Below are 23,681 nucleotides of genomic sequence, written 5' to 3'. Positions count from 1 at the left end.
TCATCTGCCCAGGCAATAGCCCCAAGGCCGATCATGAACTAAGATTGAAACCGGACCACCCTATGGGGTCAGGCCAGTGCTGGAATCAATTTGATTTGGCATCAGCGCTCTGTTGAGAATTCCAGAAGGCTTGGCTTCTACTCCGCACTCGCTGATGCCAAGATTACCGTATCGGAATTCTGTCGACGTTGTCTGACGCCGCGAATGGCTCGCGATTGTCTGGTCATCGACAATCCCTTCGATATTGACGACCAATTAGATCGAATGCAGGCCCGCCAACACCTGCTTGAAGAATATGCGTTGCCGCACGACACTTACATCGTCACCTTTGTTGGAAATTTCATCAAACGCAAACGTCCGGAGTTCTTTGTAGCCTGCGCAGCCGAATTGCGCCGTCGACTAGATGCAAACCTATTTTTTCCCATGCTGGGCGATCCCCGCCCTGATCTACGACAGGAAGTGGAGGAAGCAATCCAGAGAGCAGGTATTCAGGATATATGCAAGATTCTCGGGGCGCGCTTCCCAATAGAGCCGTGGCTTGCTGGGAGTGATGTGCTGCTTGCGCCGGCGCGAGCTGAACCTTTTGGTCGCACCTTAATCGAGGCAATGCTTGTCGGAACGCCAGTCGTTGCCTCCAATGATGGGGGGAACGCGGAGATTATAGGATCTCCATCATTGGGACTGCTTGTGCCTCCCGACGACAAGAATGCCTTTGTCGAGGCAGTCGCGTCATTACTGCGAGATTCCGAAAGAGCAAAACAGATTGCCGCCAGTGCTTTTGAATATGCTCGCCAGAGATTCTCGATCTCCCGGCATGCGAGCGAAGTCAGGAAGGTATACAGAGCCATACGGCGATGAGTGCAGAGTTCACACGATCGCGAGCTGTTGCAATAGCTATTGAAGGCTTTGGTGGTGGCGGAGCTCAAAGGGTTGCCGTGAATCTGCTTGAACACTGGTCTCGGCAGGGCCGGCGAGTGGTCGCAATAACATTGCGCAACAAGGATGAGGATTTCTATCAGCTACCTGCTGGTGTCGAGCGCATTGTCATCGGCGGTGTGCGGGCGTCCGCCAATCCATGGTCGGCATTGATCGCAAACATAGGTCGCATCATTCGCTTGCGCCGCGCATTGGTCCGGGCGAATGCGGCGACTGTTATTGCCTTTCTGACGCCCATGAATGTTCTCGCTATCCTGGCGTCTATCGGCCTTCGCCTGACGTTGGCCATTTCGGAACGCAACGATCCTCAGCGCCAGGATCCGGGAATCCAGTGGCGTTTTCTGCGTCGTTTGCTCTATCGTTTTGCAGATCGTATCACTGCCAATTCCGCCCACGCAGTCGAGATAATGTCGTCCTATGTCCCTCGTGCACGGCTTGCAGTGGTGCGCAATCCCGTAAGCCTGCCGGAAACCATGGCCGATCCGGTCTCTAACAGGATCATCCTAAATGTGGGCCGTCTCGTCCCACAAAAGGGGCAGATTCAGATACTGCAGGCCTTGTCCCTTCTTGATGTCGCTGCTGCTGGCTGGCAGCTCAATATTTTGGGCGATGGCCCGCTTCGCGATGAGCTAATACAGCAGGGGCGAGGGTTGGGGATCGGCCCGATCGTTGATCTTCTAGGTAACGTTAGGGATCCATCGCCCTTTTATAAATCTGCTGGAATATTTGTTCTTTCGTCCTTGTATGAGGGGACTCCGAATGCATTGCTTGAAGCCATGTCCTTCGGCCTGCCCTGCATCGTTTCCGACTGCTTGCCTGGAGCGTTAGATTATGTCGAGGACGGTCGGACTGGCCTGGTTTATCGCGCGGGTGACAGCAGGCATCTAGCAGCATGCCTGCAGCGCCTGATGGACGACGCCAGCCTGCGCAAGAAACTCGGCGAGGCCGCACGGGCGAGAGTGGCTCAGGACAGCATAACGGCGGTTGCTGCGCGCTGGGAGGAGCTGCTTGACATGCGTGAAACAGCAGCCAGCAATCCTGGCGAAGAGACAACGGCTTGAATCAGTTGGTAGCGTTGCTGGCTGATGCCGATCTGCAATGCGTGGATTTGCTGTAGAGCATCCGGCAGGCAGCATTGACGCGATATGAACGGCAATCGTCGCAACCAGCGCCACCAGTTGGAATAAGCCCACCATCTATGCGTCTTTTACGGCGCTCGCTAGCCGCGAGTGCTCCTTGCCGGACCGTGAGCAATATGACCAGGCATCGCATTGTCGCAATTCTGCCATCCTTCGCGGGCGGTGGAGCTGAGCGCGTAACGCTCACTCTTTTCAAGCTTCTCGACCAACAGCGGTTCCAGCCGATTCTCATCGTGCTCAACCCGCAGGGGCCGCGGCTTGGGGAGGTCTCGGAATCGTTGGAAGTGGTTGGACTTAACCACAGCCGACTGCGCAGCGGTTTTTTGCCGCTGATCCGCAGCTTGCGGCGTATCCGACCGGCTGTTGTCTATTCCACCTTCAGCTATATCAATTTGCCGCTCCTGGCAGCACGACCATTGCTGGGTCAGGCGCGCCTGATTGTGCGTGAGGCAAATGACGTTTCCAGATCCTTGTCGCCGGAATCCGTGTGGGGGAGATTGGGCGCGCGGCTTTATGGCAGTGCTGACTTGGTGATCGCCACATCCGAGCGGATGGAAAATGATCTCCTGCAGCTTGGTATTCCGCGACATCAGTTGAGGCGTCTGAATAATCCGGTGGATGAGATGGCGATCCGCGCAGCAGCAATACCGCTGCGGCGTCACCCCGGCAAAGGGGTCCGCTTCGTGGCCGCCGGGCGGCTGGAGCCTGCCAAGGGCTTCGATCGGCTGATCGACTTCATGGCGAAGATGCCGCAGGACAGTCACTGTGTCATCCTGGGTGAGGGTTCACAACGCGCTCGATTGAATGCTCAGATCCACTCATTGGGCCTTGGCGATCGGGTCAGTCTGCCGGGATACGATCCCAATCCAGCTTCATGGATCGCCGGGAGTGACGCCTTCCTTATGCCCTCGCGCTACGAAGGCATGCCAAATGCAGCCCTGGAAGCGCTGGCACTCGGCGTGAAGGTCATCGCAACCCCGGAGGCTGGAGGTATCGGCGAGCTGATGAATGTGGTGATTGTGCCTGCAGGACAAGAATTCATAGAGGTCATGCGACAAGTTCCTGCCGCGCCGCCGACTTCCTTGCGCCCCTCGCTCCTGCCGGCCGAGTTCCGGTCGGATGCAGTCGGCGAGCGCTTTAACGCAATCGTCGCTGCCTTGCTAACCAGCCGCTGACGCAGCCACAACTTTTCGATAGCGTTCCTGAACGCTTGAGCCTCGTTCCCGGCTCAAGCTATGGGCTGGTGGCGCGCTAAACCGGTAGAGCGGTACCGGTAAGATCGTAGGCATCGGCTTTTTCGATCTTGACCTTGATGATGTCACCGACCTTGACGCCAATCGCCTTTCTGATCTTCACCACGCCGTCGATCTCAGGAGCATCGGCATAAGAGCGGCCGGTGGCGGTGGTTTTCTTGGCATCGTCCACCAGAACATCCAATGTGCGTCCGACAAAGCGCTTCAACCGGGATGCGCTGATCTGCTGCTGGGCCGCCATGAAGCGCTCCCAGCGCTCCTGCTTGATATCGTCAGGCACATGGCCGGGCAGATCGTTGGCGGCTGCACCGTCAACGTTTTCATACTTGAAGCAGCCAACGCGGTCGAGCTGGGCTTCCTGCATCCAGTCGAGCAGGAACTGGAATTCCTCCTCGGTCTCGCCGGGGAAGCCGACGATGAAGGTCGAGCGGATCACCAGATCCGGGCAGATGCTGCGCCATGCACTGATCCGCTGCAGAACCTTTTCCTGATTGCCCGGGCGGCGCATCGCCTTGAGGATTTTCGGCGAGCCATGCTGGAAGGGGATGTCGAGATAGGGTAGCAGCTTGCCCTCGGCCATCAGCGGGATGACCTCATCCACATGCGGGTATGGATAGACGTAATGGAGCCGCACCCAGGCGCCTAGGCTGCCCATGGCCTCGCAAAGCTCGGTCAGTCGTGCCTTGACCTTGCGCTCGCGCCATTGGCTTTCGGCATGCTTGAGGTCGATGCCATAGGCGGAAGTATCCTGGGAGATGACAAGCAGCTCTTTTACGCCGGCCCGGACCAGACGTTCGGCCTCAAAGAGCACGTCATTGGCCTGCCGGCTCTTCAGCTTGCCGCGCATGCTCGGGATGATGCAGAAGCTGCAGCTGTGATTGCAGCCTTCCGAGATCTTCAGATAGGCATAGTGGCGCGGGGTGAGCTTGATGCCCTGCGGTGGCATGAGATCGATGAAGGGATCATGCGCCGGCGGCACAGCTTCATGGACGGCCTCGACCACGGCTTCATACTGCTGGGGTCCGGTGATCGCCAGCACGTCGGGAAACAGGCTGCGGATCTTCTCGGCCTCAACCCCCATGCAGCCGGTGACGATCACACGGCCGTTTTCCTGCATTGCCTCGCCAATCGCCTCCAGCGATTCCTGCTTGGCGCTATCGAGGAAGCCACAGGTGTTGACCAGCACCACATCGGCGGCGTCGTAGGAGCCCGAGATCGCATAGCCCTCGGCACGCAGTTTGGTGATGATGCGCTCTGAATCGACCAGCGCCTTGGGGCATCCGAGACTGACGATGCCCACTTTCGGGGGCGCGGCGGTTTGCGGGGCAGGGGCTTTGCTCATGGCGGCGCCTTATAGGGCCGAATCGGCAAGCTGGCTAGGGCCGTTAGGCCGCTTGTAGCGATCTCAACGGCATTTGGGTTCGTACCAGGCGGCCCAGCAGGGAGATCAGCAAAATGGCGCGGCGGCCATCGACGGCTTCCTCGAACAGAGCCTCTGTATCCGCCATCGGACCTTCGACGATGCGCAGGCTCTGGCCTGGTTGAAAGGCGGCGGCGTGATTGAGGCGAATGAAGCCTTGATCGTCCTCGCGGGAGCGGATTTCCGCCAAGACCGGGGCTGGCACGGGGACCGGCTTGTCTCCGAACATCACAAGGCCCACCACCCCACGCGTGCCATTGACCGAGCGCCAGCGCTGGGTCATCAGATCGATGCCTGCAAACAGGTAGCGGGGAAAAAGCGGTGCGGCGACGATCTCGCTTTTTCCGGCATGCCGGCGCAGTTTCTGGTAACGCGGCAGATAGACCGCAAAGCCCTGGTTCTGGAGCTGTTGTGCAGCCAGCGCTTCCTTCTGTGGCTGGGTGTAGACGGCGAACCAGGCGGTCATGGCTTTGGCCATTCGGGTGCGGGCTCGTAGGGTGTGCCGTTTTTCGACGGTACCACGTGCAGAAGTGACGGGGCGATCAGGTACTCATCACAGAGCAGGTTTCGAAGCTGGTTATAGACGGTCTGAGGGGCGGTCGAATCCGCAATCGCGACGGCCTTCGCCCCCAGTTTCTGCGCCGCTTCCCAATCGGCAACGATCGGCCGGCCGTGGAAGTAGGCTTCGTTACGCCCGGCAGCGATGATTGCTGTCACCTCCAGGTTGGCGGCGGAGGCAGATAGCAGAGCGATTTCGGCAAGCTCGCCGCAGCCGGCGATGGCAACCGACCGGATGCCGCGGGCAGCAAGAGCCGAAAAGGAATCTTCGTATTGGCCGCGAGCCCGGCGGAAGAAATTCAGGGAAACCGTCAGGTATTCAGCAACCAGGCGGCTTTTCTCTGCAAAGCCCTTCGGTGTCAGGTAATAGGCGTAGCGCCGCGGGGGGCAGTCCGGATCTTGACTAACCCCTTGGAAACACAGCGTTTCAGCAGTGTATTGGCGAGCCCCAGGGCAATATCTAGGCGTGCTGCCAGACTGCGCTGGGTGTGCTGATCGGTCCGATCAATGGCATCCAGCAGGGCCGCCATGGTGGCGCTGTCAGCAGGATCGCTTCCGATCTTAGCTTCCTTGTTCATAATATGAACATAGGTGCTCCACCCCCAGTCAGTCAATTCGAGGAAGTTCGCATCCTGGGCAAGGCGAGGCGGTTGCCCGCTCCGGAGCTACTGATGCGAAACCGGGCGACATCCGCCGTTCGCCGCGACTATGCCTGCGATTGCGCCAGCTGGCCCAGACCATCTGCGCCCGGAGCCGTCCTTTGGCTCTGGATTACCGATGCGGCCCGCCCAGAAGAGCCTCAACCGCTCCCGCAATCCGCAGCAGGCGCTGATCATGGCCATTGCGGGCGACCAGCATCAGGCCGACATTGAGATCACCCTTGCGCAGGCCCTTTGGCAGCGGCAGCGAGATCGCGCACAGATCGAAGAAATTCGCAACCGAGGTGTTGCGCAGCAGCAGCGTGTTGGCCTTGGTAAAGGCCTCCTCGTCATGGGCCAGATCGGCGATTTTCGGCGCCACAATCGGCGTGGTCGGCAGGATCAAGGCATCCAGATCGGCCAGGCGCAGGTCCATGGCCTTGATCAGCTCGGCCCGGCGGCGCTGCATGAAGATGTAATCGGCAGCGCTGACATTGCGGCCGCGCTCGATGCGGCCGCGCACGAAGGGATCGAATTCCGTCGCCTTGCTGTCCATCCAGGCCTGGTGGATGTAGAAGGCCTCGGTGGCGGCGAAGCCTCCCTTGGCATTGACCACGGCAAGATCTGCCAGCGCCTCCAGCGGCTCGTCGCTGAAGCGCACGCCGGCCTTGCTCAGCGCCGCCAGCGCCGCCTCGAAGCTGTCGCTTACCGCCGCCTCCAGGCCGTCCAGCAGCGGCCCCTTGGCGATGCCAAGCCGCAGCCCGGCCAGCGGCGCCGGGACCGGGACAGCCGGCGCTTCGCCCGCCATGACGGCGTCGGCCAGCGCGCAGTCGGCGACGCTGGTGGCCATCGGGCCAATGCTGTCCAGCGCATAAGAAAGCGGGAAGGCGCCCTTGGTCGGCACCCGGTACTGGCTGGGTTTCCAGCCGACGATGCCGCACATCGCGGCGGGAATGCGGGTCGAGCCGCCGGTATCCGAGCCGATGGTGATCTCGCTCATCCCATCGGCCACTGCCACCGCGCCGCCCGAGGAAGAGCCACCCGGGATGCGGCTGCGATCGGCCGGGTTGCCCGGCGTGCCGTAATGCGGATTGATGCCGACGCCGGAGAAGGCAAATTCGGTCATGTTGGTCTTGCCGATAATCACCGCGCCGGCAGCGCGCAGGCGGGCGATGGCGGGTGCCTCGCTGGCTGCCGGCGCCATGCCGCGCAGCAGCTTGGAGCCGGCAGTGGTCGTTTCCCCGGCCACGTCGAAGAGATCCTTGATGCTGACGATCCGGCCATCCAGCGGGCTCAAGCTCATCCCGAGCTTGGCGCGCGCATCGGCCGCATCGGCGGCGGCGCGGGCCAGATCGGCATAGACCTTCAGCATCGCGCGGCTGCCCTCGCCATTCGGGTCCGCAATGCGGCTAAGGCAGGCTTCGAGGCGGTCGCGGCTACGGGTCGTCATGGACATCTCTCCGGGGACTGAAAGTAGACTGGCCGGCACTATCGCCGATTCACCGGCGGCGGCAAGACTTGGCGCCAGGACTTAAATCAGCGGCATCTGGCCGGCAGGACCTAGCCAGATGGCCGTGCAGCGCCAATATTGCGGGGACCCATGGGTTTTGTCGCCATATACGCCCGGGTCCTGGGCCTGTTGCAGCCGGAACGCCGTCTGGCGGTGATCCTGGCGGTTGCCAATATCGGCCTGGCCGGCATCGGCTTCATCGAACCGATCCTGTTCGGCCGCATCATCGATGTGCTGGCCAATCCGACCGGCGCCACCCCGGAGGAGAGCTGGAGCCGCACGATACAGCTTCTGGTGATCTGGATCGCGGCCGGCAGCATCGGCATCCTGGCCAATATCCTGGTTGCCCTGCATGCCGACCGGCTGGCGCACCGGCGCCGGCTGGCCGCCATGGCGCTGTATTTCGAGCATGTCATGAGCCTGCCGGCCGCCTTCCACAGCGGCACCCATTCCGGCGCCCTGCTTAAGATCATGCTCACCGGCGCCGACAACCTGTTCGGCCTGTGGCTGTCCTTCTTCCGCGAGCATCTGTCGACTTTCGTCGCCGTGCTCGTCCTGCTGCCGCTGTCGCTGTATCTGAACTGGCGGCTTGGCCTGCTGCTGATCGCGCTCATCATCGTCTTCGCGCTCGTCAGCGCCTTCGTCGTGCATCGCACCGAGGGCGCCCAGCGCCAGGTGGAGGATTATCACTCCGAACTGGCGGCCCGTGCCGGCGACGCCTTGGGCAATGTCGTGCTGGTGCAGAGTTTCGTGCGCCTGGCATTGGAGGTGCGTGATCTTGCCGTGGTGATGGAGCGTCTGCTGAAGGCGCAATTCCCGGTGCTGAATCTCTGGGCGCTGATGACGGTCTTAAGCCGCATGGCGTCCACCATCACGATTATCAGCATTTTCGTGCTGGGAAGCTGGCTGCATCTGCATGGCCAAACGAGCGTCGGCGAGATCGTCAGCTTCATGGGCTTCGCCACCATGCTGATCAGCCGCCTGGAGGCGGCGATGGGCTTCGTCAGCCGCATGTTCTTCCAGATGCATTCGCTCGATCAGTTCTTCAGTGTCCTCGATACCGAGGCGGCAGTGCGCAACAAGCCCGGCGCAGCGGTGCTGAGCAATGTGAAGGGCGATGTCGTTTTCGATCACGTTACGCTGTCCTACAACGATGCGCGCCCGGCGGTGATCGATCTCACCTTCGAAGTGCCTGCCGGCACCAAGGTGGCGCTCGTCGGCCCGACCGGCTCAGGCAAGACCTCGTCGATGGCCCTGCTCAGCCGGCTATGGGATCCGCAATCGGGCCGCATCCTGATCGATGGTGTCGATATCCGCGATGTGACGCTGGAAAGCCTGCGCCAGCATATCGGCGTGGTCTTTCAGGACAGCGCCGTGTTTCATCGCACGATTGCCGACAACATCCGCATCGGCCGGCCGGAGGCAACCGATGCCGAAGTTGAGCAGGCAGCCAAGCTTGCGCAAGCGCATGACTTCATCATGCGCCAGCCGCAGGGCTATGCGACGATGGTGGGCGAGCGCGGCGTGAATGTCAGCGGCGGCGAGCGCCAGCGGCTGGCGATTGCCCGCGCGCTGCTGAAGAACCCGCCGATCCTGATTCTGGATGAAGCAACCTCTGCCCTCGATGCGGCAACGGAAGCGCGCATCCAGCAGGCACTGGATACGCTGATGCAGGGGCGCACCACCTTCATCATTGCGCATCGGCTGGCAACGGTGCGTCAGGCCGATCAGATCCTGGTGCTGAACCAGGGCCGCATCGTCGAGCGCGGCAGTTTCGACGAGCTGGTCGAACAGGGCGGCCTGTTTGCCGATCTGGTGCGCACGCAGTTCGCCGGCGCGCATTGACGGCCGAATGCGGCCATGATCGCGCCTATCGCTGGCAGCCCTTGAGGAAAAGCCGCACGGCGTGGTCGACGGTCTGATCGATCGTCTTGCGGGTCTTGGCCGCCGGCATGGCGCCCAGCAGCAGGCCGAGCTGGCGATGGCCGAGCACCATCCCAAGGAACTGCTCGGCCGCCAGTTTGGGATTGCTCAGTTTCAGTTCCGCCCGCCCGGCCAGATAGCTGGCCAGGGTGGCGACGATCATTTGCGGTCCGCTGCGATGGATCAGTTGGCCGAGCTCGGGGTGGCGGGCGGTTTCAGCAACGATCAGCCGGTGCAGCGCAAGCGAGCTGGAAGCCAGGGCCAACCGCAGATAGGCCGCGCCGACGCGCCGCAGCGCCTGTTCCGGCTGCAGCCCGGCAATGGCCAACTGGTCGATCGCCCGGGTCAGCCGGGCGGCGAGATCTTCCACGATTGCGCCAAATAGCGTCGCCTTGTTTGAAAAATGGGCATAGATGGTGATTTTGGAGACGCCGGCCTGCCGGGCGATCAAATCCATGCTGGCCGCGCCATAGCCCTGCTCCAGAAATACCCGGTTGGCCGCCGCCAGGATTTTGGCGTGTTTTCGGGCATCGACCGGCCTGCCCCGGCGCACCGCCTTGGCCGCGCCGCTTTTGCCGGGGGCTTGCTTCAGTTTTTGCCGTCGCATGACATTCATGTGTATTTCATATTTTCTGAACTCTACAGTATAATTATTGCTTCAGGTTAGGGATGCGCGAGGCAGCTCCTTCGACCGGCACACGCTATGCATTGCCCAGACTGGATGTATGCATTGCCCGGACTGGATGTCTCGTAGGCGGGGAAAGTATGAAAAAGTCCTATGCGATGGGGGTTGCCCTGGTTCTGGTGGCAGCCGGCGTTTTCGGTGGAATGCTCTTCGGGCCGGAGATCAAGGCGGCCCTGACGCCGTCGGCGACGGGATCGGCAACAGGTCCGGCCGGCGCCCAGCTGGGCAGCCAGCATAATCCCATCCCGGTCGATATCCGGCCGGTCAGCCTGGGCCGCGTGCGTCAGCAGATCGAGGCGGTTGGCAGCCTGGTCTCCGACGAGTCCGTGATCCTGCGCCCCGAGATCGCTGGCCGCGTGGTGGAAATCCTGTTCGACGAAGGAACGCCGGTCAAACGCGGTGCGCCGCTGATCAAACTCGATGCCACCATTGCCCGGGCCCAGCTCGCCCAGGCCAAGGCCAGCGTCGCCTTGAGCCAGGCGAACTTCAACCGCGCTAAGGAATTGTTCGGCCGCGGCGCCGGCACGCAGCGCGCCCATGAAGAGGCGCTGGCCAAGCTGGCGACCGACGAAGCCGCTTTGGCGCTGGCCCAGGCGGTGCTGGACAAGAGCACCATCGTGGCGCCCTTCGATGGCGTCATGGGCCTGCGGCAGATCAGTGTGGGCGATTACGTCAATCCCGGCCAGGCCCTGGTGAATATCGAAAGCCTGGATCAGCTGAAGGTCGACTTCCGCATCCCGGAGGTTCATGCCCATCTGATCGCCGTCAACCAGACCATCCAGGTGCGGGTCGACGCGCTGCCGGGCAAGAGCTTCGAGGGCAAGGTCTATGCGATGGATCCGGCTTTCGATCCGGGCGGTCGTGCGGCCATCCTGCGCGCGCGTCTGCCCAATCCGAACAAGCAGCTCAATCCGGGCATGTTCGCGCGCGTGTCGCTGATCGTGGAGGACCGCGCCAATGCGGTTCTGGTGCCCGAAACCGCCCTGGTGCCGGTCGGCAACGACATCTTCGCCTTCCGTGTCATAGACGGCAAAGCCGTGATGACCAAGCTGCGTATCGGCCTGCGCCGTGCCGGCGAGGTGGAGGTGCTGGAGGGGCTGAGCGCCAGCGATCAGATCATCGCCGAGGGTGGCCAGAAAATCCGTGACGGGCAATATGTCCGCGCTTCCGAGATCCGGGGTTCCTGATCATGGGAATCTCCGAGATCTGCATCCGACGTCCGGTTTTCGCTACGGTTCTCAGTCTGGTGGTGGTGCTGATCGGCCTGGTGGCCTTCAGCCGCCTGTCGGTCCGCGAATATCCCAATATCGACCCGCCGGTGGTGCTGGTCGAAACCATCTATCGCGGCGCCAGCGCGGAAGTCATCGAAAGCCAGGTGACCCGCGTGCTGGAGGAATCGATCGCCGGCATCGAGGGCATCGACTTCGTCCGCTCGATTACGCGCCCCGAGCGCAGCATGGTCGTGGTGCGCTTCAAGCTGTCGCGGGATGCGGAATCGACGGCCAACGATGTGCGCGACCGGGTGAGCCGCGTGCGCGGCAAGCTGCCCGATGAGATCGACGAGCCGATCGTCTCCAAGGTGGAGGCGGATGCCCAGCCGGTGCTCTACATCGCGTTTTCCTCCGACCGGCATTCGGCGATGGAGCTGACCGACTATGCCGACCGCTTCGTCAAGGACCGCCTGCAATCCATCCCCGGTGTGGCCGAGGCGAGGATTTTCGGCGAGCGCCGCTATGCGATGCGCATCTGGCTCGATCCGGCGCGGCTCGCCGCCTACAACCTGACGCCGCAGGATGTCGAAACCGCTCTGCGGCGGCAGAATGTCGAAGTGCCGGCCGGCCGCATCGAAAGCAGCAACATGGAATTCACCGTGTTGTCGGAAACCGATCTGCGTACCGCCGAGCAGTTCAACGCCATCATCGTGCGCGAGGTCAACGGCTATCCCGTCCGCATCAAGGATGTCGGCCGCGCCGAGATCGGGCCGCAGGACGAGCGCGTCAGCGTCCGCTTCAACGGCAAGCCGGCCGTCTCGCTTGGCATCGTGAAGCAGGCGGTCGCCAATCCGCTGGACATCTCTGAAGGCGTCCGCGAGGCCTTGCCCGCCATCCTCGCCAGCCTGCCCGAAGGCATGCGCGCGGAAATCGCCTATGACACCTCCATTTTCATCCGTGCCTCGATCAACTCGGTCTACCGCACCATTGGCGAGGCGGTGCTGCTGGTGGTCGGCGTCGTCTTCCTGTTTTTGCGGAACCTGCGCGCGACGCTGATCCCGGTCGTCACCATTCCGACTTCGCTTTTGGGTGCCTTTGCCATCATGTCGGCGATGGGTTTCACGGTGAACACGCTGACCCTGCTGGCCATGGTGCTGGCCATCGGCCTGGTGGTCGACGACGCCATCGTGGTGCTGGAGAACATCTACCGCCATATCGAAGAGGGCATGAAGCCGCTGCAGGCCGCCTTCAAGGGGGCCAAGGAGATCGGCTTCGCCGTGGTGGCGATGACCTTGACGCTTGCCGCCGTCTACGCGCCGATCGGCTTCATGAGCGGCACCACCGGGCGGCTGTTCACCGAATTCGCCTGGGCGCTGGCCGGCGCCGTTCTGGTATCGGGCTTCATCGCCTTGACGCTCAGCCCGATGATGTGCGGGCGCCTGCTGCGCCATGAAGCCAAGCATGGCGCGCTGTTCAATCTGGTGGAGCGGGCGCTCAATGGACTGACCGACGGATATAGCCGCATCCTGCGCGCCTCGCTGAAGCTGCGCCTCGGCGTCATCCTGGTGGGCCTGGGCTTTGCGGCGGGCAGCTACTTCCTGTTTCTCGGCATCAAGCCGGAACTGTCGCCGATCGAGGATCGCGGCACCGTGATCGGCAGCTTCAACGGCCCGGAAGGCGCCACCATCGGCTATATGGAGCGTTACGCCAGGCAGGTGGAATCGATCGTCGAGCAGGTGCCGGAAGCGCAGTCCCGCTTCGTGGTGGCCGGCAACCCGATCGTCTCGCAGGGCGTGTCGTTCACCCGCCTGACGCATTGGGATGACCGCAGCCGCAAGCAGCAGGACATCGTCAACGAACTGGCCCCGAAGTTCCGCGAGCTGGCCGGCGTGCAGGGCTTCGTGAACAATCCGCCGTCGCTGGGACAGAACCTGCGCTCGGCGCCGATCTGGATCGTTCTGCAGGCCAGCATGGATTACGACGAGCTGGACCGCCTGGTGCAGCAGGTGATGATCGAGGCGTCGAAATATCCCGCTTTGACCAATATCGATACGCGCCTGAAGCTGAACAAGCCTGAGGTCAAGGTCTCGGTCAATCGCGACAAGGCGGCCGACTTGGGCGTCGAGGTCGAAACGATTGGCCGCGTGCTCGAAACCATGCTGGGCGGCCGCCAGGTGACGCGCTTCAAGCAGAACGGCAAGCAGTACGAAGTCATCGTTCAGGTCGCCAATGTCGAGCGCACGACGCCGGAGGATCTGTCGAAGATCTATGTCCGCTCGAGCAGCGGGCAGATGGTCCAGCTGTCCAATCTGGTCGATGTGCGTGAGTCGCTGACGGCGCGCGAACTGACGCGCATGAGCCAGATGCGTGCGGCCGATATCACCGCCAACGTGGCGCCGGGCTATTCCGAGGGCGAGGCGCTGGCGCAGCTGGAGGAAGCTGCGCGCAAGGTGCTGCCGCCGGGCGTGCAGATCGACTACAACGGCCAGTCCCGCGAGTTCAAGCAGGCCACCGGCGACATCTATTTCATCTTCGTGCTCGCGCTGATCTTCATCTATCTGGTGCTGGCGGCGCAGTTCGAAAGCTTCATCGATCCCTTCATCATCATGCTGACGGTGCCGCTCTCCATGACCGGCGCTCTGCTGGCGCTGAAGCTGGGCGGCGGCACGATGAACATCTACAGCCAGGTGGGACTGGTCACCCTGGTCGGTCTGATCACCAAGAACGGCATCCTGATCGTGGAATTCGCCAACCAGCTTCAGGAGCAGGGGCGCAGCCGGCTGGATGCGGTGATCGAAGCGGCCTCGCTGCGTCTGCGCCCGATCCTGATGACCACGGCGGCCATGGTGCTGGGCGCGCTGCCCCTGGCGATGGCGACCGGCGCTGGCGCGGAAAGCCGCAACCAGATCGGCCTTGTCATCGTCGGCGGCCTGCTGCTCGGCACTCTGCTGACGCTGTTCGTGGTTCCCACGGCCTATACCCTGCTGGCGCGTGACCGCAGCAAGCTGGCCCTGGCGGAAGCCGAGGCGCATCCGGCCGAGTGATCTTGGCCGGATCGCAAATCTTTTCGATTGATTGAAGGGCTGAGCCTGAGCTGCGCTCAGCGCCAGACGCGGCGCAGCGTGTCGCCCTGCGGCGTGTCAGGCTCTGGCGCCGGGGCGGCTGGGGCAGGCTTGGGTTCTGCCTGGCGTGCGGCCTGGCGCTCTTCCCAGGCTTTGCGCAGCCGCTCATGCCCTTCGATGCTTTGCACCGTCAGTTCGCATTCCTGTGCGATGTTGAGCAGGATCTGCCGGTCCAGCCGGGCGTAGTCCTTCATTTTGGCCAGGGCGCAATCCTCGCGCGTCGGCGTCACACCCGGGGTGTAATAGGCCGTCTCTGCGCCAAGCTGGGGCCAGATCAGGAAAACGAGACCGATCACCACAGGCACCGGCACTGCCAATACGGCAAGCGTCCGGCCGTGGCGGCGAAGGAAAAGCGAAGGCGTCACGATGGCTCCGGTCAATGATCCAGGCAGCAAACACCAAATAGGCGAAGCTGCCTAGATCAAACTGCCGGTTCAGCCGAGAAACGGCAGCTTCAGGCCCTGTTCCTTGGCGCAGGCAATCGCCGTCTCATAGCCGGCATCGGCATGGCGCATGACGCCGGTGGCCGGGTCGTTCCACAACACGCGCTCCAGGCGCTTCGCGGCCGCCTCGGTGCCGTCGGCAACGATGACCACGCCGGCATGCTGCGAAAATCCCATGCCGACGCCGCCGCCATGATGCAGCGACACCCAGGTTGCGCCGGACGCCGTGTTGAGCAGCGCATTCAGCAGCGGCCAGTCAGAAACGGCATCCGAGCCGTCCTTCATGGCTTCGGTTTCGCGGTTGGGCGAGGCGACCGAGCCGCTGTCGAGATGGTCGCGGCCGATCACGATGGGCGCCTTCAGCTCGCCGTTCTTCACCATCTCGTTGAAGGCAAGGCCCAGCCGATGCCGCTGGCCCAGGCCGACCCAGCAGATGCGCGCCGGCAGGCCCTGATAGGCGATGCGCTTGCCCGCCATGTCGAGCCAGGTATGCAGATGCGGATCGTTTGGGATCAGCTCCTTAACCTTGGCATCGGTCCTGGCGATGTCTTCCGGATCGCCCGACAGCGCCGCCCAGCGGAACGGTCCGATGCCGCGGCAGAATAGCGGCCGGATATAGGCCGGCACGAAGCCGGGGAAGTCGAAGGCGTTGGCGACGCCCACTTCCTTGGCCATCTGGCGGATGTTGTTGCCATAGTCGAAAACCGGAATGCCCATTTCCTTGAAGGCGAGCATCGCCTTCACATGCTCGGCCATCGAGGCCTTCGCGGCTTTGATCACGGCCTGCGGGTCCTGCTCGCGCGCCTGCTCCCATTTCTCCAGGCTCCAGCCGGCTGGCAGATAGCCGTTCAGCGGATCGTGGGCGCTGGTCTGGTCGGTCACCGCATCGGGGCGGATGCCGCGCTTGACCATCTCGGGCAGGATTTCGGCGGCATTGCCAAGCAGGCCGATGGAGATCGCCTTGCCGGCTTTCTTCGCGTCATCCAGCATGGCCAGCGCTTCATCCAGCGTCTTGGCCTGGGCGTCGAGATAGCGCGTGCGCAGCCGCATCTCGATGCGGGAGGGCTGGCATTCGATGGCAATGATCGAGGCGCCGGCCATGGTGGCGGCCAGAGCCTGGGCGCCGCCCATGCCGCCAAGGCCTGCGGTGAGGATCCAGCGGCCCTTCAGGTTGCCGCCGTAATGCTGGCGGCCCATCTCGACGAAGGTTTCATACGTGCCCTGCACGATGCCCTGGCTGCCGATATAGATCCAGGAGCCGGCCGTCATCTGGCCGTACATCATCAGGCCCTTGCGGTCGAGCTCGTGGAAATGCTCCCAGGTCGCCCAGTTCGGCACCAGGTTGGAATTGGCGATCAGTACGCGCGGCGCATCCTCATGGGTGCGGAAGATGCCGACCGGCTTGCCCGATTGCACCAGCAGGGTTTCGTCGGGCGCCAGCTGCTTCAGGCTTTCCTGGATCTGGTCGAAATACTTCCAGTTGCGCGCGGCGCGGCCGATGCCGCCATAGACGACCAGCTCTTCCGGCTTCTCGGCCACATCCGGATCGAGGTTGTTGCGCATCATGCGATAGGCGGCCTCGATCTGCCAGTTGCGGCAGGTCAGCTCCGGTCCGTGCGGGCTTTTGATCAGGCGGGAATTGTCACGGCGCAGGTCGGCAGACATGGAACCTCTTCACAAATGCGATGCGCTATAGATACGACCGTTTGGACGTGCCATCGGCGCGGTGGGAAAACCGGGTGGCGAAGCGATGGGCATGGCCGGGGTAATGCAGCGTCGCCGCTGAAACGATCCGCTCCCCCGACCAGGTGCGGCGCTTGAGCCGCAGGCAAGGCTCGCCGTCTTTCATCTTGAGCAGGCGCCGCGTGCGGGCATCGGGCATGGTGGCCTCGACGATATGCTCGACCTCGGTGGCGGGCGCTGCCTGCATGAGAAATTCATTTGGCGTTACGGTGCTGAAATCGGCTTCGAGATAGCCAGGCGCCGTGGCGGGATTGACGAAGCGGTCTTCCACCTGCAGCGGCACCCCATCGGCCAGATGCACAAGGATCGAATGATAGACCGCCGCACCGGGATCGATGCCAAGGTCGCGGGCAATCTCGGCATCCGCCTTTTCGCTTCGCAGCAGTTCGACCTGGCAGGTATGGCGCTGGCCGCGCTCGCGGATCTCCTCGGCGATGTTGCGCAATTCGACCAGGTTGAACATCGGCCGCTTCTCGGCGACGAAAGTGCCGGTGCCCTGCACCCTGAGCAGCAGGCCCTCATGGGTCAGCTCGCGCAGCGCGCGGTTCACCGTCATGCGGCTGACCTTGAGCTCGCGCACCAGGGTGCTCTCGGACGGCACCTGGTCGCCGGCCCGCCACTGGCCGGACTCGATATGCTTGACGATGTATTCCTTGACCCGCCGGTAGCGCGGCGTCGGCCCGTTCAGGCTTTCTGCATTCGGCCTTGCCTCGGACATGCCTCTCCCGCCCCGTAATCGCGCCTTCAGATGCGTCTCGGGGCAGTATAGGTTCAATTGTATATACAAGTCCAGCCGGGCGCCCGGCTGGGATTTCGGTTCACAGGCTTAGGCCAGGGTGGGGAATCAGGGCTCCGGCCAGGGGCGTAGTGCCGGGCGGATTTCCTCGAAAATGGCCGCCATGCGCAGCACGCCGATATCGTCGAACCGGTGCCCGATGATCTGCAGGCCGATCGGCAGGCCTTCCCCGTCATAACCGGCGCAGATCGAGGCGGCCGGCTGCTCCGACATGTTGAAGGGCGCGGTGAAGACGAGGTGGTCGAAGGGATGCTCCAGATCGTTGCCCGGGCAGGCCTCCTCGGCGGCATAGGCCGTGATCGGCGAGGTGGGCGACAGGACGAAATCATAGGGCTCGCAGGCATTCACCGTCGCCTCGCGCAAGGCAAAGACCTGGCCCAGGCCGCGCATGGCCTCGGCGGCCGTCATGTCCTTGGCGGTGCGGCACCATTCGGCGATGAAGGGAAGGACCCTGGCCTGGCGCTCGGGTGGCATCTGCTCGAAATCGGCCCAGGCACGGGCGCGGAAGACGCTATCCAGCCCCTGCGTCATCGTTGCGGTCAGGAAAGGCTTTACCGGCTCGACGATGGCGCCGGCAGCCTCGAACAGTTTGGCGGCGCGCTCGATCGCGTCGCGGATCGCAGGCTGCAGCGGCATGCCGACGCCGATATCGAGCAGCAGGCCGATCCGCTTGCCCTTGGCCTCGCCGCCCAGCAGTTTGGGGTAATCCGCCTCCTGATACGGCAAAGCCATGTAGTCGCGCGGATCGGGCCGGGTGAGATGGTTCATCAGCAGCGCCGTGTCCATCACCGTGCGGCTCATCGGGCCGGTAACGCGGCCCAGCCAGGGCGGATTGATCGGCACGCGGCCGAGGCTCGGCTTGAGGGCGAAGACGCCGTTGTAAGCCGCCGGCAGGCGCACGCTGCCGCCGATATCGGTGCCGAGCGCCAGCGGGCCGTAGCCGGCGGCCAAGGCCGCGCCCGCGCCCGAGGACGAGCCTGCCGTGTTGCGCGCCGTGTTCCAGGGATTGCGCGAGATGCCATGCAGGCTGGACACGCCCGAGGCCAGCATGCCGAAATCGGGCATCGTGGTCTTGCCCAGGATGACGCAGCCGGCTTCGCGCACCCGCGCAGTCGGCGGCGCATCGACTGGGCCGGGAGACAGGTCGCCGGCCGCCGTGCCGATCGGCGCGGGCCAGCCCTTGGTGCCGATATTGTCCTTGATCGTGATCGGCACGCCGTCCAGCGGCGACAGCTGCTCGCCCTTGCGCCAGCGCTGCTCGGATGCCCTGGCGGCCTTCAACGCGCCTTCGGCATCGGTGATGTACATGGCGTTGATCTTCGGCTCCCAGGCCTCGATCCGCTTCAGCACCGCCTTGGTGACCTCCACCGGCGAAAGGCGGCCGGTGCGATAAGCCAGCCAAAGGTCATGCGCCGACAGATCGTGTAATGCAGTCATCTTTCTTTTTCTTCCTTGTGCTTCAGGCGAGACGGTTAAGGCCGCACCAGCGGGCCATGAACAGCGCCAGCACAATGGTCACGTCCATCATGCTGTCGAGCGACACCCATTCATCGATGCCGTGGTAATTGCCTGCCTGCGGGCCGTAGCAGGTGGCCGGTGTATTGCCGTAGAGATTGAAGAACCGCGCATCCGTCGTGCCGGTGAAGGCGGTGAATTGCGCATCGCTGCCCAGCACGGCGCGATGGCAATCGGCCAGCGCGGCAAGCACAGGCTCGTTCATGTCGAGCACGAAGCCTTCGGCCTGGAAGCCTTCGTAGACGATCCTGTAATCGAGGCTGTTGTTCTGCGGATGCGCCCGATAGGCCTCGGCCAGCAGCTTCTCGACCGTCTCGCGCACTTGCGCCGGCGAAATTCCCGGATAGAAGCCGATGCGGATATCGGCGCGGCATTCGGTCGGCACCGAGGAAGCCCATTCGCCGCCCTGGATCTTGCCGAGGTTGAAGTTCACCGGATGCTCGTGATGGCGGTATTGCTCATGCCGGCCCTCAGGCGCATTCCAGCGATGCTCCAGTTTTTTGAGCTCGCCGAACATGTACATGGCGAAATCAGTGGCGCCGGCGCCGGTATGGGCCACCGAGGCATGGACCGGCTTGCCGCTGACCTCCAGCGTCAGCCACATGACCCCCATCTGCGCCAGCATGATGCCCGGCGTCGGTTCGGTGATGATCGCAGCATCCGCCGTATAACCCTGAAGCAGGCAGGCCAGGGCGCCATTGCCGGTGCATTCCTCTTCCACAACCGATTGCAGCATCACCCTGGCCGCCGGCTCGAAGCCCAGCTTCTGCAAAGCCTTGAAGGCCATCGTATAGGCGACGATCCCGGCCTTCATGTCGCCCGCGCCGCGGCCATAGAGCCTGCCGTCTTTGATCACCGGCTCGAATGGCGGATGGGTCCACAGCTTCTCGGCGCCGACCGGCACCACGTCGATATGGCCGTTGAAGATCAGCGATCTGCCCCTGGCGCCATGGCGCGGCTCATGGATGCCGACGATATTGTGGCGGCCTTCATAGGAGATAATAGACGGCGAATAGCCGGGATGGGTCTTCAGCTTGGCTTCGTCGATGGCGAATTCATCGACCGTCAGGCCCAGATCCTCGAAAACGCCGCGCATGTAATCCTGCGCGCTTTTCTCATCGCCGAGCAGCGAAGGATGCCGCACCAGATCGGCCAGCATGGCGACCGCCTCCTCGCGCAAGGAGGCTACCGCGGCGGCGATATCCTGCTGGCCCACTGTATCCTGCTGGCCCTCTGTATTCTGTTGGCCGACTGCATCCTGCACCGCACTCGACATCGCATCCTCCCTGGATGGCGTGGTGGCCGATGTGATCTAGGCCGCCAGAAGGCCGCGGCTATGCAGCGATGTTTATTCTGCGGCGCGGCCTTCCAGCCAATGGCGGCCGGGCAGGGCCGCGAAGAGCTGCTTGGTATATTCGTGCTGCGGGGCGGCGAAGAGCTTCGCCGTCTCGGCAAACTCGACGATCTTGCCACGCTGCATCACCGCGATGCGGTCGCAAAGCCGTGCCGCCACGCGCAGGTCATGGGTGATGAACAGGATCGAGATGCCGAACTGGTCGCGGATATTCTCCAGAAGATCCAGTACCTGCGCCTGCACCGAGACGTCGAGTGCCGACACGGCCTCGTCGGCCACTAGGATTTCCGGCTCCATGGCCAGCGCGCGGGCGATGGCAATGCGCTGGCGCTGGCCGCCCGAGAACTGGTGCGGATAGCGATCCAGCGCGTTGACGTCGATGCCCACCGTGCGCAGCAGGCTGCGGGCGCGTTCCAGTGCCTCGCTGCGGCTGACGCCGTAGTTCAGGGGCCCTTCGATGATCGATTCGCCCACCGTACGGCGCGGATTGAGCGAGCGGTAGGGATCCTGGAAGACCACCTGGATGCGGCGGCGGAAGGGATGCAGGGCGCGCTCGTTGAGATGCGCGATATCCTGGCCGTCCAGCATTACGCTGCCGCCGCTCGGCTCGATCAGCCGGGCGACGCAGCGCGCCGCGGTCGATTTGCCCGAGCCGCTTTCGCCGACGATGCCAAGCGTCTGTCCCTTGTAGAGATCGAGCTGGATATTGTCGACGGCGCGCACCTCGCGCTTGCCCTTGAACATGCTGGCCGTGACATAAAGCTTTTCCAGGTTGCGCGCGCTCATCAGCGGCGTCGCATTGTCCACCGGCTTGGCCTGGCGCGGCGTCAGCTTCGGCACTGCCGCGATCAGCATCTTGGTATATTCATGCTGCGGGTTGTAGAGCACGTCCTGCGCCGGGCCGCTTTCCACCACCTCGCCATAGCGCATCACCACGACGCGGTCGGCGATATCGGCCACCACGCCGAAATCGTGGGTGATGAACAGGACGCCGGTGCCGCGCTGCTGCTGCAGCTCGCGCAGCAGGCTCAGGATCTGCGCCTGCGTGGTCACGTCCAAAGCGGTCGTCGGCTCGTCCGCGATCAGCAGGGCGGGCTCCAGCGCCAGGGCCATGGCGATCATCACGCGCTGACGCTGGCCGCCGGACAGCTGATGCGGATAGGCGCGCATCAGCTTGGGCGGATCGGGCAGATGCACGTCCGAGAACAGCATCTCGACGCGCTCGGCTATGCTTAATCCCTTGCCGTGGGACTGCGCCGTCCAGCCATGGGCATGCAGGATTTCCGCGACCTGATCGCCGACACGGTGCGCCGGGTTCAGCGCCGTCATCGGCTCCTGGAAGATCATCGACATGCGCGAGCCGCGCAAAGCCCTGAGCCGGGCCTTGGAGGCGGCCAGCACATCCTCGCCTTCCAGCAGGACCTGGCCGCCCGTTACCGGAAGCGGATTGAGCCGCATCACGGTGGAGGCGGTGACCGATTTGCCCGAGCCGCTTTCGCCGACCAGGCAGACGATCTCGCCGGGATTGACCTCAAGGCTGACATTCTTCACCGCATGGGCGCGGTCGCCGCCTGCGGGAAGCGCAACGGAAAGATTGCGGATGCTGAGCACCGGTGCCATGGCTTACGCCCCCAGCCGCTTTTTCATGCGCGGATCGAGTGTGTCCCGCAGGCCGTCGCCCAGCATGTTCACCGCCAGGATGGTGACGGCGAGGAAGGCGCCGGGGAACAGGATGATCCAGGGCGCGCGCTGAAACACGCCGCGGCCCTCGGCGATGATGTTGCCCCAGGTGGGAATCTCCGGCGGCAGGCCGGCGCCGAGGAAGCTTAAGATCGCTTCCACCAGAATGGCGGAGGCGCAGATATAGGTGCCCTGCACGATCAGCGGCGCGATGGTGTTGGGCAGGATGTGGGTGACGAGGATCTTGCGGGTCGGCGTGCCGAGACCGATCGCCGCCTCCACATAAGGCTCCTCGCGGATCGACAGAACCACGCCGCGAACGAGACGCGCGACGCGCGGGATTTCCGGGATCACGATGGCGACGATCACGGTGAGCAGCGACGCGCCGGACAGCGAGACGAGCGCGATGGCGAGCAGGATGCCGGGGATGGCCATGACGCCGTCCATGGTGCGCATCATCGGCCCGTCCAGCCAGCGGATGTAGCCCGACAGCAGGCCGATGACGAGGCCGATCGAGAGTGCGATCACGGCGACGCAGGCGCTGACCAGCAGCGAGACGCGGGCGCCGTGCACCACGCGGGTCCAGACATCGCGGCCCAGCATGTCGGTGCCCATCAGGAACTGATCCGACGGCGCGCGCAGGCGGAAGCGCGGCGAGATCGCCTGCGGATCGTAGGACGACAGCAAGGGGGCCAGAACCGCGACGATGAGCAGCAACAGCAGGATGCCGCCGCCGATCAATACCGAAGGATTGCGCAAAAGCGGATGACTTAAGACACGTGACATCGGCGGCTTGACCTCAGTACCTGATCCGCGGATCGAGCAGCACATAGGCGACGTCGATCGCCAGGTTGATCAGGACATAGACACCGGAGAACAGCAGGATCACGCCCTGGATGATGGGATAGTCGCGCGCCAGCACCGCATCGACCACGAGACGGCCGACGCCGGGAATGTTGAACACCGTCTCGGTGACCACCACGCCGCCGATCATCAGCGCGAAGCCGATGCCGATCACCGAAACGATCGGAATGGCAGCGTTGCGCAGCGCATGCTTGACCAGGACCACATTCTCTTTCAGGCCCTTGGCATGGGCGGTGCGGATGTAATCCTCGCCCAGCACTTCCAGCATGGCGGCGCGGGTGATGCGCGCGAACAGCGCGATGTAGATGAAGCTGAGGGTGACCATCGGCAGGGTGATGCGCTCCAGGAAGGGCAGGATGCCCTCGCTCAGCGAGGCGAAGCCCTGCACCGGCAGCAGGTCCAGCTTCATCGAGAAGAAATAGATCAGGATATAGCCGAGCACGAAGACCGGGATGGAGAAACCGGCCACCGACAGGGCCATGATGCCGCGATCCAGCCAGCCGCCCTGGCGCCAGGCCGCAATGATGCCCATCGGAACGGCAACCAGCACGGAAAACAGCAGCGTCATCAGGGCTAGCGAAATGGTCGGCTCGATGCGCTGCCCGATCAGCACGGTGACGGGCTGCTTGGAGAAGACCGATCTGCCGAGGTCGCCCTGCAGCAGCTGGCCCATCCAGGTGACGAACTGTTCCGGCAGCGGCTTGTCCAGGCCCAGATCGGCACGGATGGCGGCGATGTTTTCCACCGTGGCGGCATCGCCGGCCAGGATCGCGGCCGGATCGCCCGGGCTGAGGCGCAGCAGCAGGAAGACGAAGACAGCTACCACCCCCATGACGGGGATGGCAGCCATCAGACGCGACAGAACTAGACGTAGCATGATGAAACGTTACG

Annotated in this window: 20 protein-coding genes; 6 read left to right on the top strand and 14 right to left on the bottom strand. The window is 63.3% G+C overall.

Annotated features, from left to right (window positions below; translation table 11 throughout):
• The first annotated feature begins 204 nt into the window (after nucleotides 1–204).
• The 3 genes from Q0603_RS03585 (at nucleotide 205) to Q0603_RS03575 (ending at nucleotide 3,250) form a co-directional block, all read left to right on the top strand.
• Complete coding sequence (locus Q0603_RS03585) at nucleotides 205–858, top strand: glycosyltransferase family 4 protein (RefSeq protein ID WP_298722164.1); 654 nt, start codon at nucleotides 205–207, stop codon at nucleotides 856–858.
• Entirely contained in the window at nucleotides 855–1,997 is a 1,143-nt protein-coding gene (locus tag Q0603_RS03580) for a glycosyltransferase family 4 protein (RefSeq protein WP_298722161.1), read from the top strand. The genes Q0603_RS03585 and Q0603_RS03580 overlap by 4 nt, the downstream gene beginning before the upstream one ends.
• Before the next feature lie 194 nt (nucleotides 1,998–2,191).
• Nucleotides 2,192–3,250 carry a glycosyltransferase gene (locus Q0603_RS03575; protein WP_298722157.1) on the top strand — a complete coding sequence of 353 codons (1,059 nt, stop codon included), beginning with the start codon at nucleotides 2,192–2,194 and terminating at the stop codon, nucleotides 3,248–3,250.
• A gap of 76 nt (nucleotides 3,251–3,326) precedes the next feature.
• Here the strand turns inward: Q0603_RS03575 and rimO are convergent, their stop codons facing one another.
• From rimO to Q0603_RS03550, 5 genes are all read right to left on the bottom strand, one after another.
• A complete protein-coding gene (rimO, locus tag Q0603_RS03570) occupies nucleotides 3,327–4,670 on the bottom strand; it encodes a 30S ribosomal protein S12 methylthiotransferase RimO (protein ID WP_298722154.1) in 1,344 nt (447 codons plus the stop codon).
• A gap of 43 nt (nucleotides 4,671–4,713) precedes the next feature.
• Nucleotides 4,714–5,226 (bottom strand): transcription termination/antitermination NusG family protein, encoded by a 513-nt coding sequence (locus Q0603_RS03565; RefSeq protein WP_298722151.1) that lies wholly within the window; start codon nucleotides 5,224–5,226, stop codon nucleotides 4,714–4,716.
• Nucleotides 5,211–5,465, bottom strand: coding sequence for a hypothetical protein (locus tag Q0603_RS03560; protein ID WP_298722148.1), 255 nt, complete (start codon nucleotides 5,463–5,465; stop codon nucleotides 5,211–5,213). Before Q0603_RS03560 ends, Q0603_RS03565 begins: the two co-directional genes overlap by 16 nt.
• Before the next feature lie 200 nt (nucleotides 5,466–5,665).
• The gene (locus Q0603_RS03555; RefSeq protein ID WP_298722145.1) at nucleotides 5,666–5,884 is read right to left on the bottom strand and encodes a winged helix-turn-helix transcriptional regulator; all 219 of its coding nucleotides are present in this window, start codon (nucleotides 5,882–5,884) and stop codon (nucleotides 5,666–5,668) included.
• A gap of 193 nt (nucleotides 5,885–6,077) precedes the next feature.
• Nucleotides 6,078–7,394 (bottom strand): amidase, encoded by a 1,317-nt coding sequence (locus tag Q0603_RS03550; RefSeq protein ID WP_298722142.1) that lies wholly within the window; start codon nucleotides 7,392–7,394, stop codon nucleotides 6,078–6,080.
• A gap of 150 nt (nucleotides 7,395–7,544) precedes the next feature.
• On the opposite strand from Q0603_RS03550, the gene Q0603_RS03545 reads away from it, so the two are divergent.
• Entirely contained in the window at nucleotides 7,545–9,299 is a 1,755-nt protein-coding gene (locus Q0603_RS03545) for a glucan ABC transporter ATP-binding protein/ permease (RefSeq protein WP_298722139.1), read from the top strand.
• 25 nt (nucleotides 9,300–9,324) lie between these two features.
• On the opposite strand, the gene Q0603_RS03540 is transcribed toward Q0603_RS03545, so the two are convergent.
• Nucleotides 9,325–9,984, bottom strand: coding sequence for a TetR/AcrR family transcriptional regulator (locus tag Q0603_RS03540; protein WP_298722136.1), 660 nt, complete (start codon nucleotides 9,982–9,984; stop codon nucleotides 9,325–9,327).
• Between the two features lie 158 nt (nucleotides 9,985–10,142).
• Between Q0603_RS03540 and Q0603_RS03535 the strand changes: the two genes are divergently transcribed.
• The gene (locus tag Q0603_RS03535; RefSeq protein ID WP_298722133.1) at nucleotides 10,143–11,249 is read left to right on the top strand and encodes an efflux RND transporter periplasmic adaptor subunit; all 1,107 of its coding nucleotides are present in this window, start codon (nucleotides 10,143–10,145) and stop codon (nucleotides 11,247–11,249) included.
• Between the two features lie 2 nt (nucleotides 11,250–11,251).
• A complete protein-coding gene (locus tag Q0603_RS03530; RefSeq protein ID WP_298722130.1) occupies nucleotides 11,252–14,317 on the top strand; it encodes an efflux RND transporter permease subunit in 3,066 nt (1,021 codons plus the stop codon).
• 56 nt (nucleotides 14,318–14,373) lie between these two features.
• Here the strand turns inward: Q0603_RS03530 and Q0603_RS03525 are convergent, their stop codons facing one another.
• From Q0603_RS03525 to Q0603_RS03490, 8 genes are all read right to left on the bottom strand, one after another.
• Nucleotides 14,374–14,760, bottom strand: a complete 387-nt coding sequence (locus tag Q0603_RS03525; protein ID WP_298722127.1) for a hypothetical protein — start codon at nucleotides 14,758–14,760, stop codon at nucleotides 14,374–14,376.
• A 69-nt stretch (nucleotides 14,761–14,829) separates the two neighbouring features.
• A complete protein-coding gene (gene hutU / locus Q0603_RS03520; protein ID WP_298722125.1) occupies nucleotides 14,830–16,503 on the bottom strand; it encodes a urocanate hydratase in 1,674 nt (557 codons plus the stop codon).
• Nucleotides 16,504–16,528: 25 nt separating this feature from the next.
• The gene (hutC, locus tag Q0603_RS03515; RefSeq protein WP_298722122.1) at nucleotides 16,529–17,299 is read right to left on the bottom strand and encodes a histidine utilization repressor; all 771 of its coding nucleotides are present in this window, start codon (nucleotides 17,297–17,299) and stop codon (nucleotides 16,529–16,531) included.
• A gap of 126 nt (nucleotides 17,300–17,425) precedes the next feature.
• Nucleotides 17,426–18,814 carry an amidase gene (locus Q0603_RS03510; protein WP_298722119.1) on the bottom strand — a complete coding sequence of 463 codons (1,389 nt, stop codon included), beginning with the start codon at nucleotides 18,812–18,814 and terminating at the stop codon, nucleotides 17,426–17,428.
• A 22-nt stretch (nucleotides 18,815–18,836) separates the two neighbouring features.
• Nucleotides 18,837–20,168 carry an ArgE/DapE family deacylase gene (locus tag Q0603_RS03505; RefSeq protein ID WP_298722117.1) on the bottom strand — a complete coding sequence of 444 codons (1,332 nt, stop codon included), beginning with the start codon at nucleotides 20,166–20,168 and terminating at the stop codon, nucleotides 18,837–18,839.
• Between the two features lie 72 nt (nucleotides 20,169–20,240).
• Complete coding sequence (locus Q0603_RS03500; protein WP_298722114.1) at nucleotides 20,241–21,866, bottom strand: ABC transporter ATP-binding protein; 1,626 nt, start codon at nucleotides 21,864–21,866, stop codon at nucleotides 20,241–20,243.
• A 3-nt stretch (nucleotides 21,867–21,869) separates the two neighbouring features.
• Entirely contained in the window at nucleotides 21,870–22,712 is an 843-nt protein-coding gene (locus Q0603_RS03495; RefSeq protein ID WP_298722111.1) for an ABC transporter permease, read from the bottom strand.
• Nucleotides 22,713–22,725: 13 nt separating this feature from the next.
• Nucleotides 22,726–23,667, bottom strand: a complete 942-nt coding sequence (locus Q0603_RS03490) for an ABC transporter permease (protein WP_298722108.1) — start codon at nucleotides 23,665–23,667, stop codon at nucleotides 22,726–22,728.
• Between the last annotated feature and the right edge of the window lie 14 nt (nucleotides 23,668–23,681).

This window comes from uncultured Ferrovibrio sp., assembly GCF_937960835.1.
Lineage (GTDB): Bacteria > Pseudomonadota > Alphaproteobacteria > Ferrovibrionales > Ferrovibrionaceae > Ferrovibrio.
Note: the sequence above shows the minus strand (reverse complement) of the source record. Positions and strands in the feature narration are given on the sequence as shown.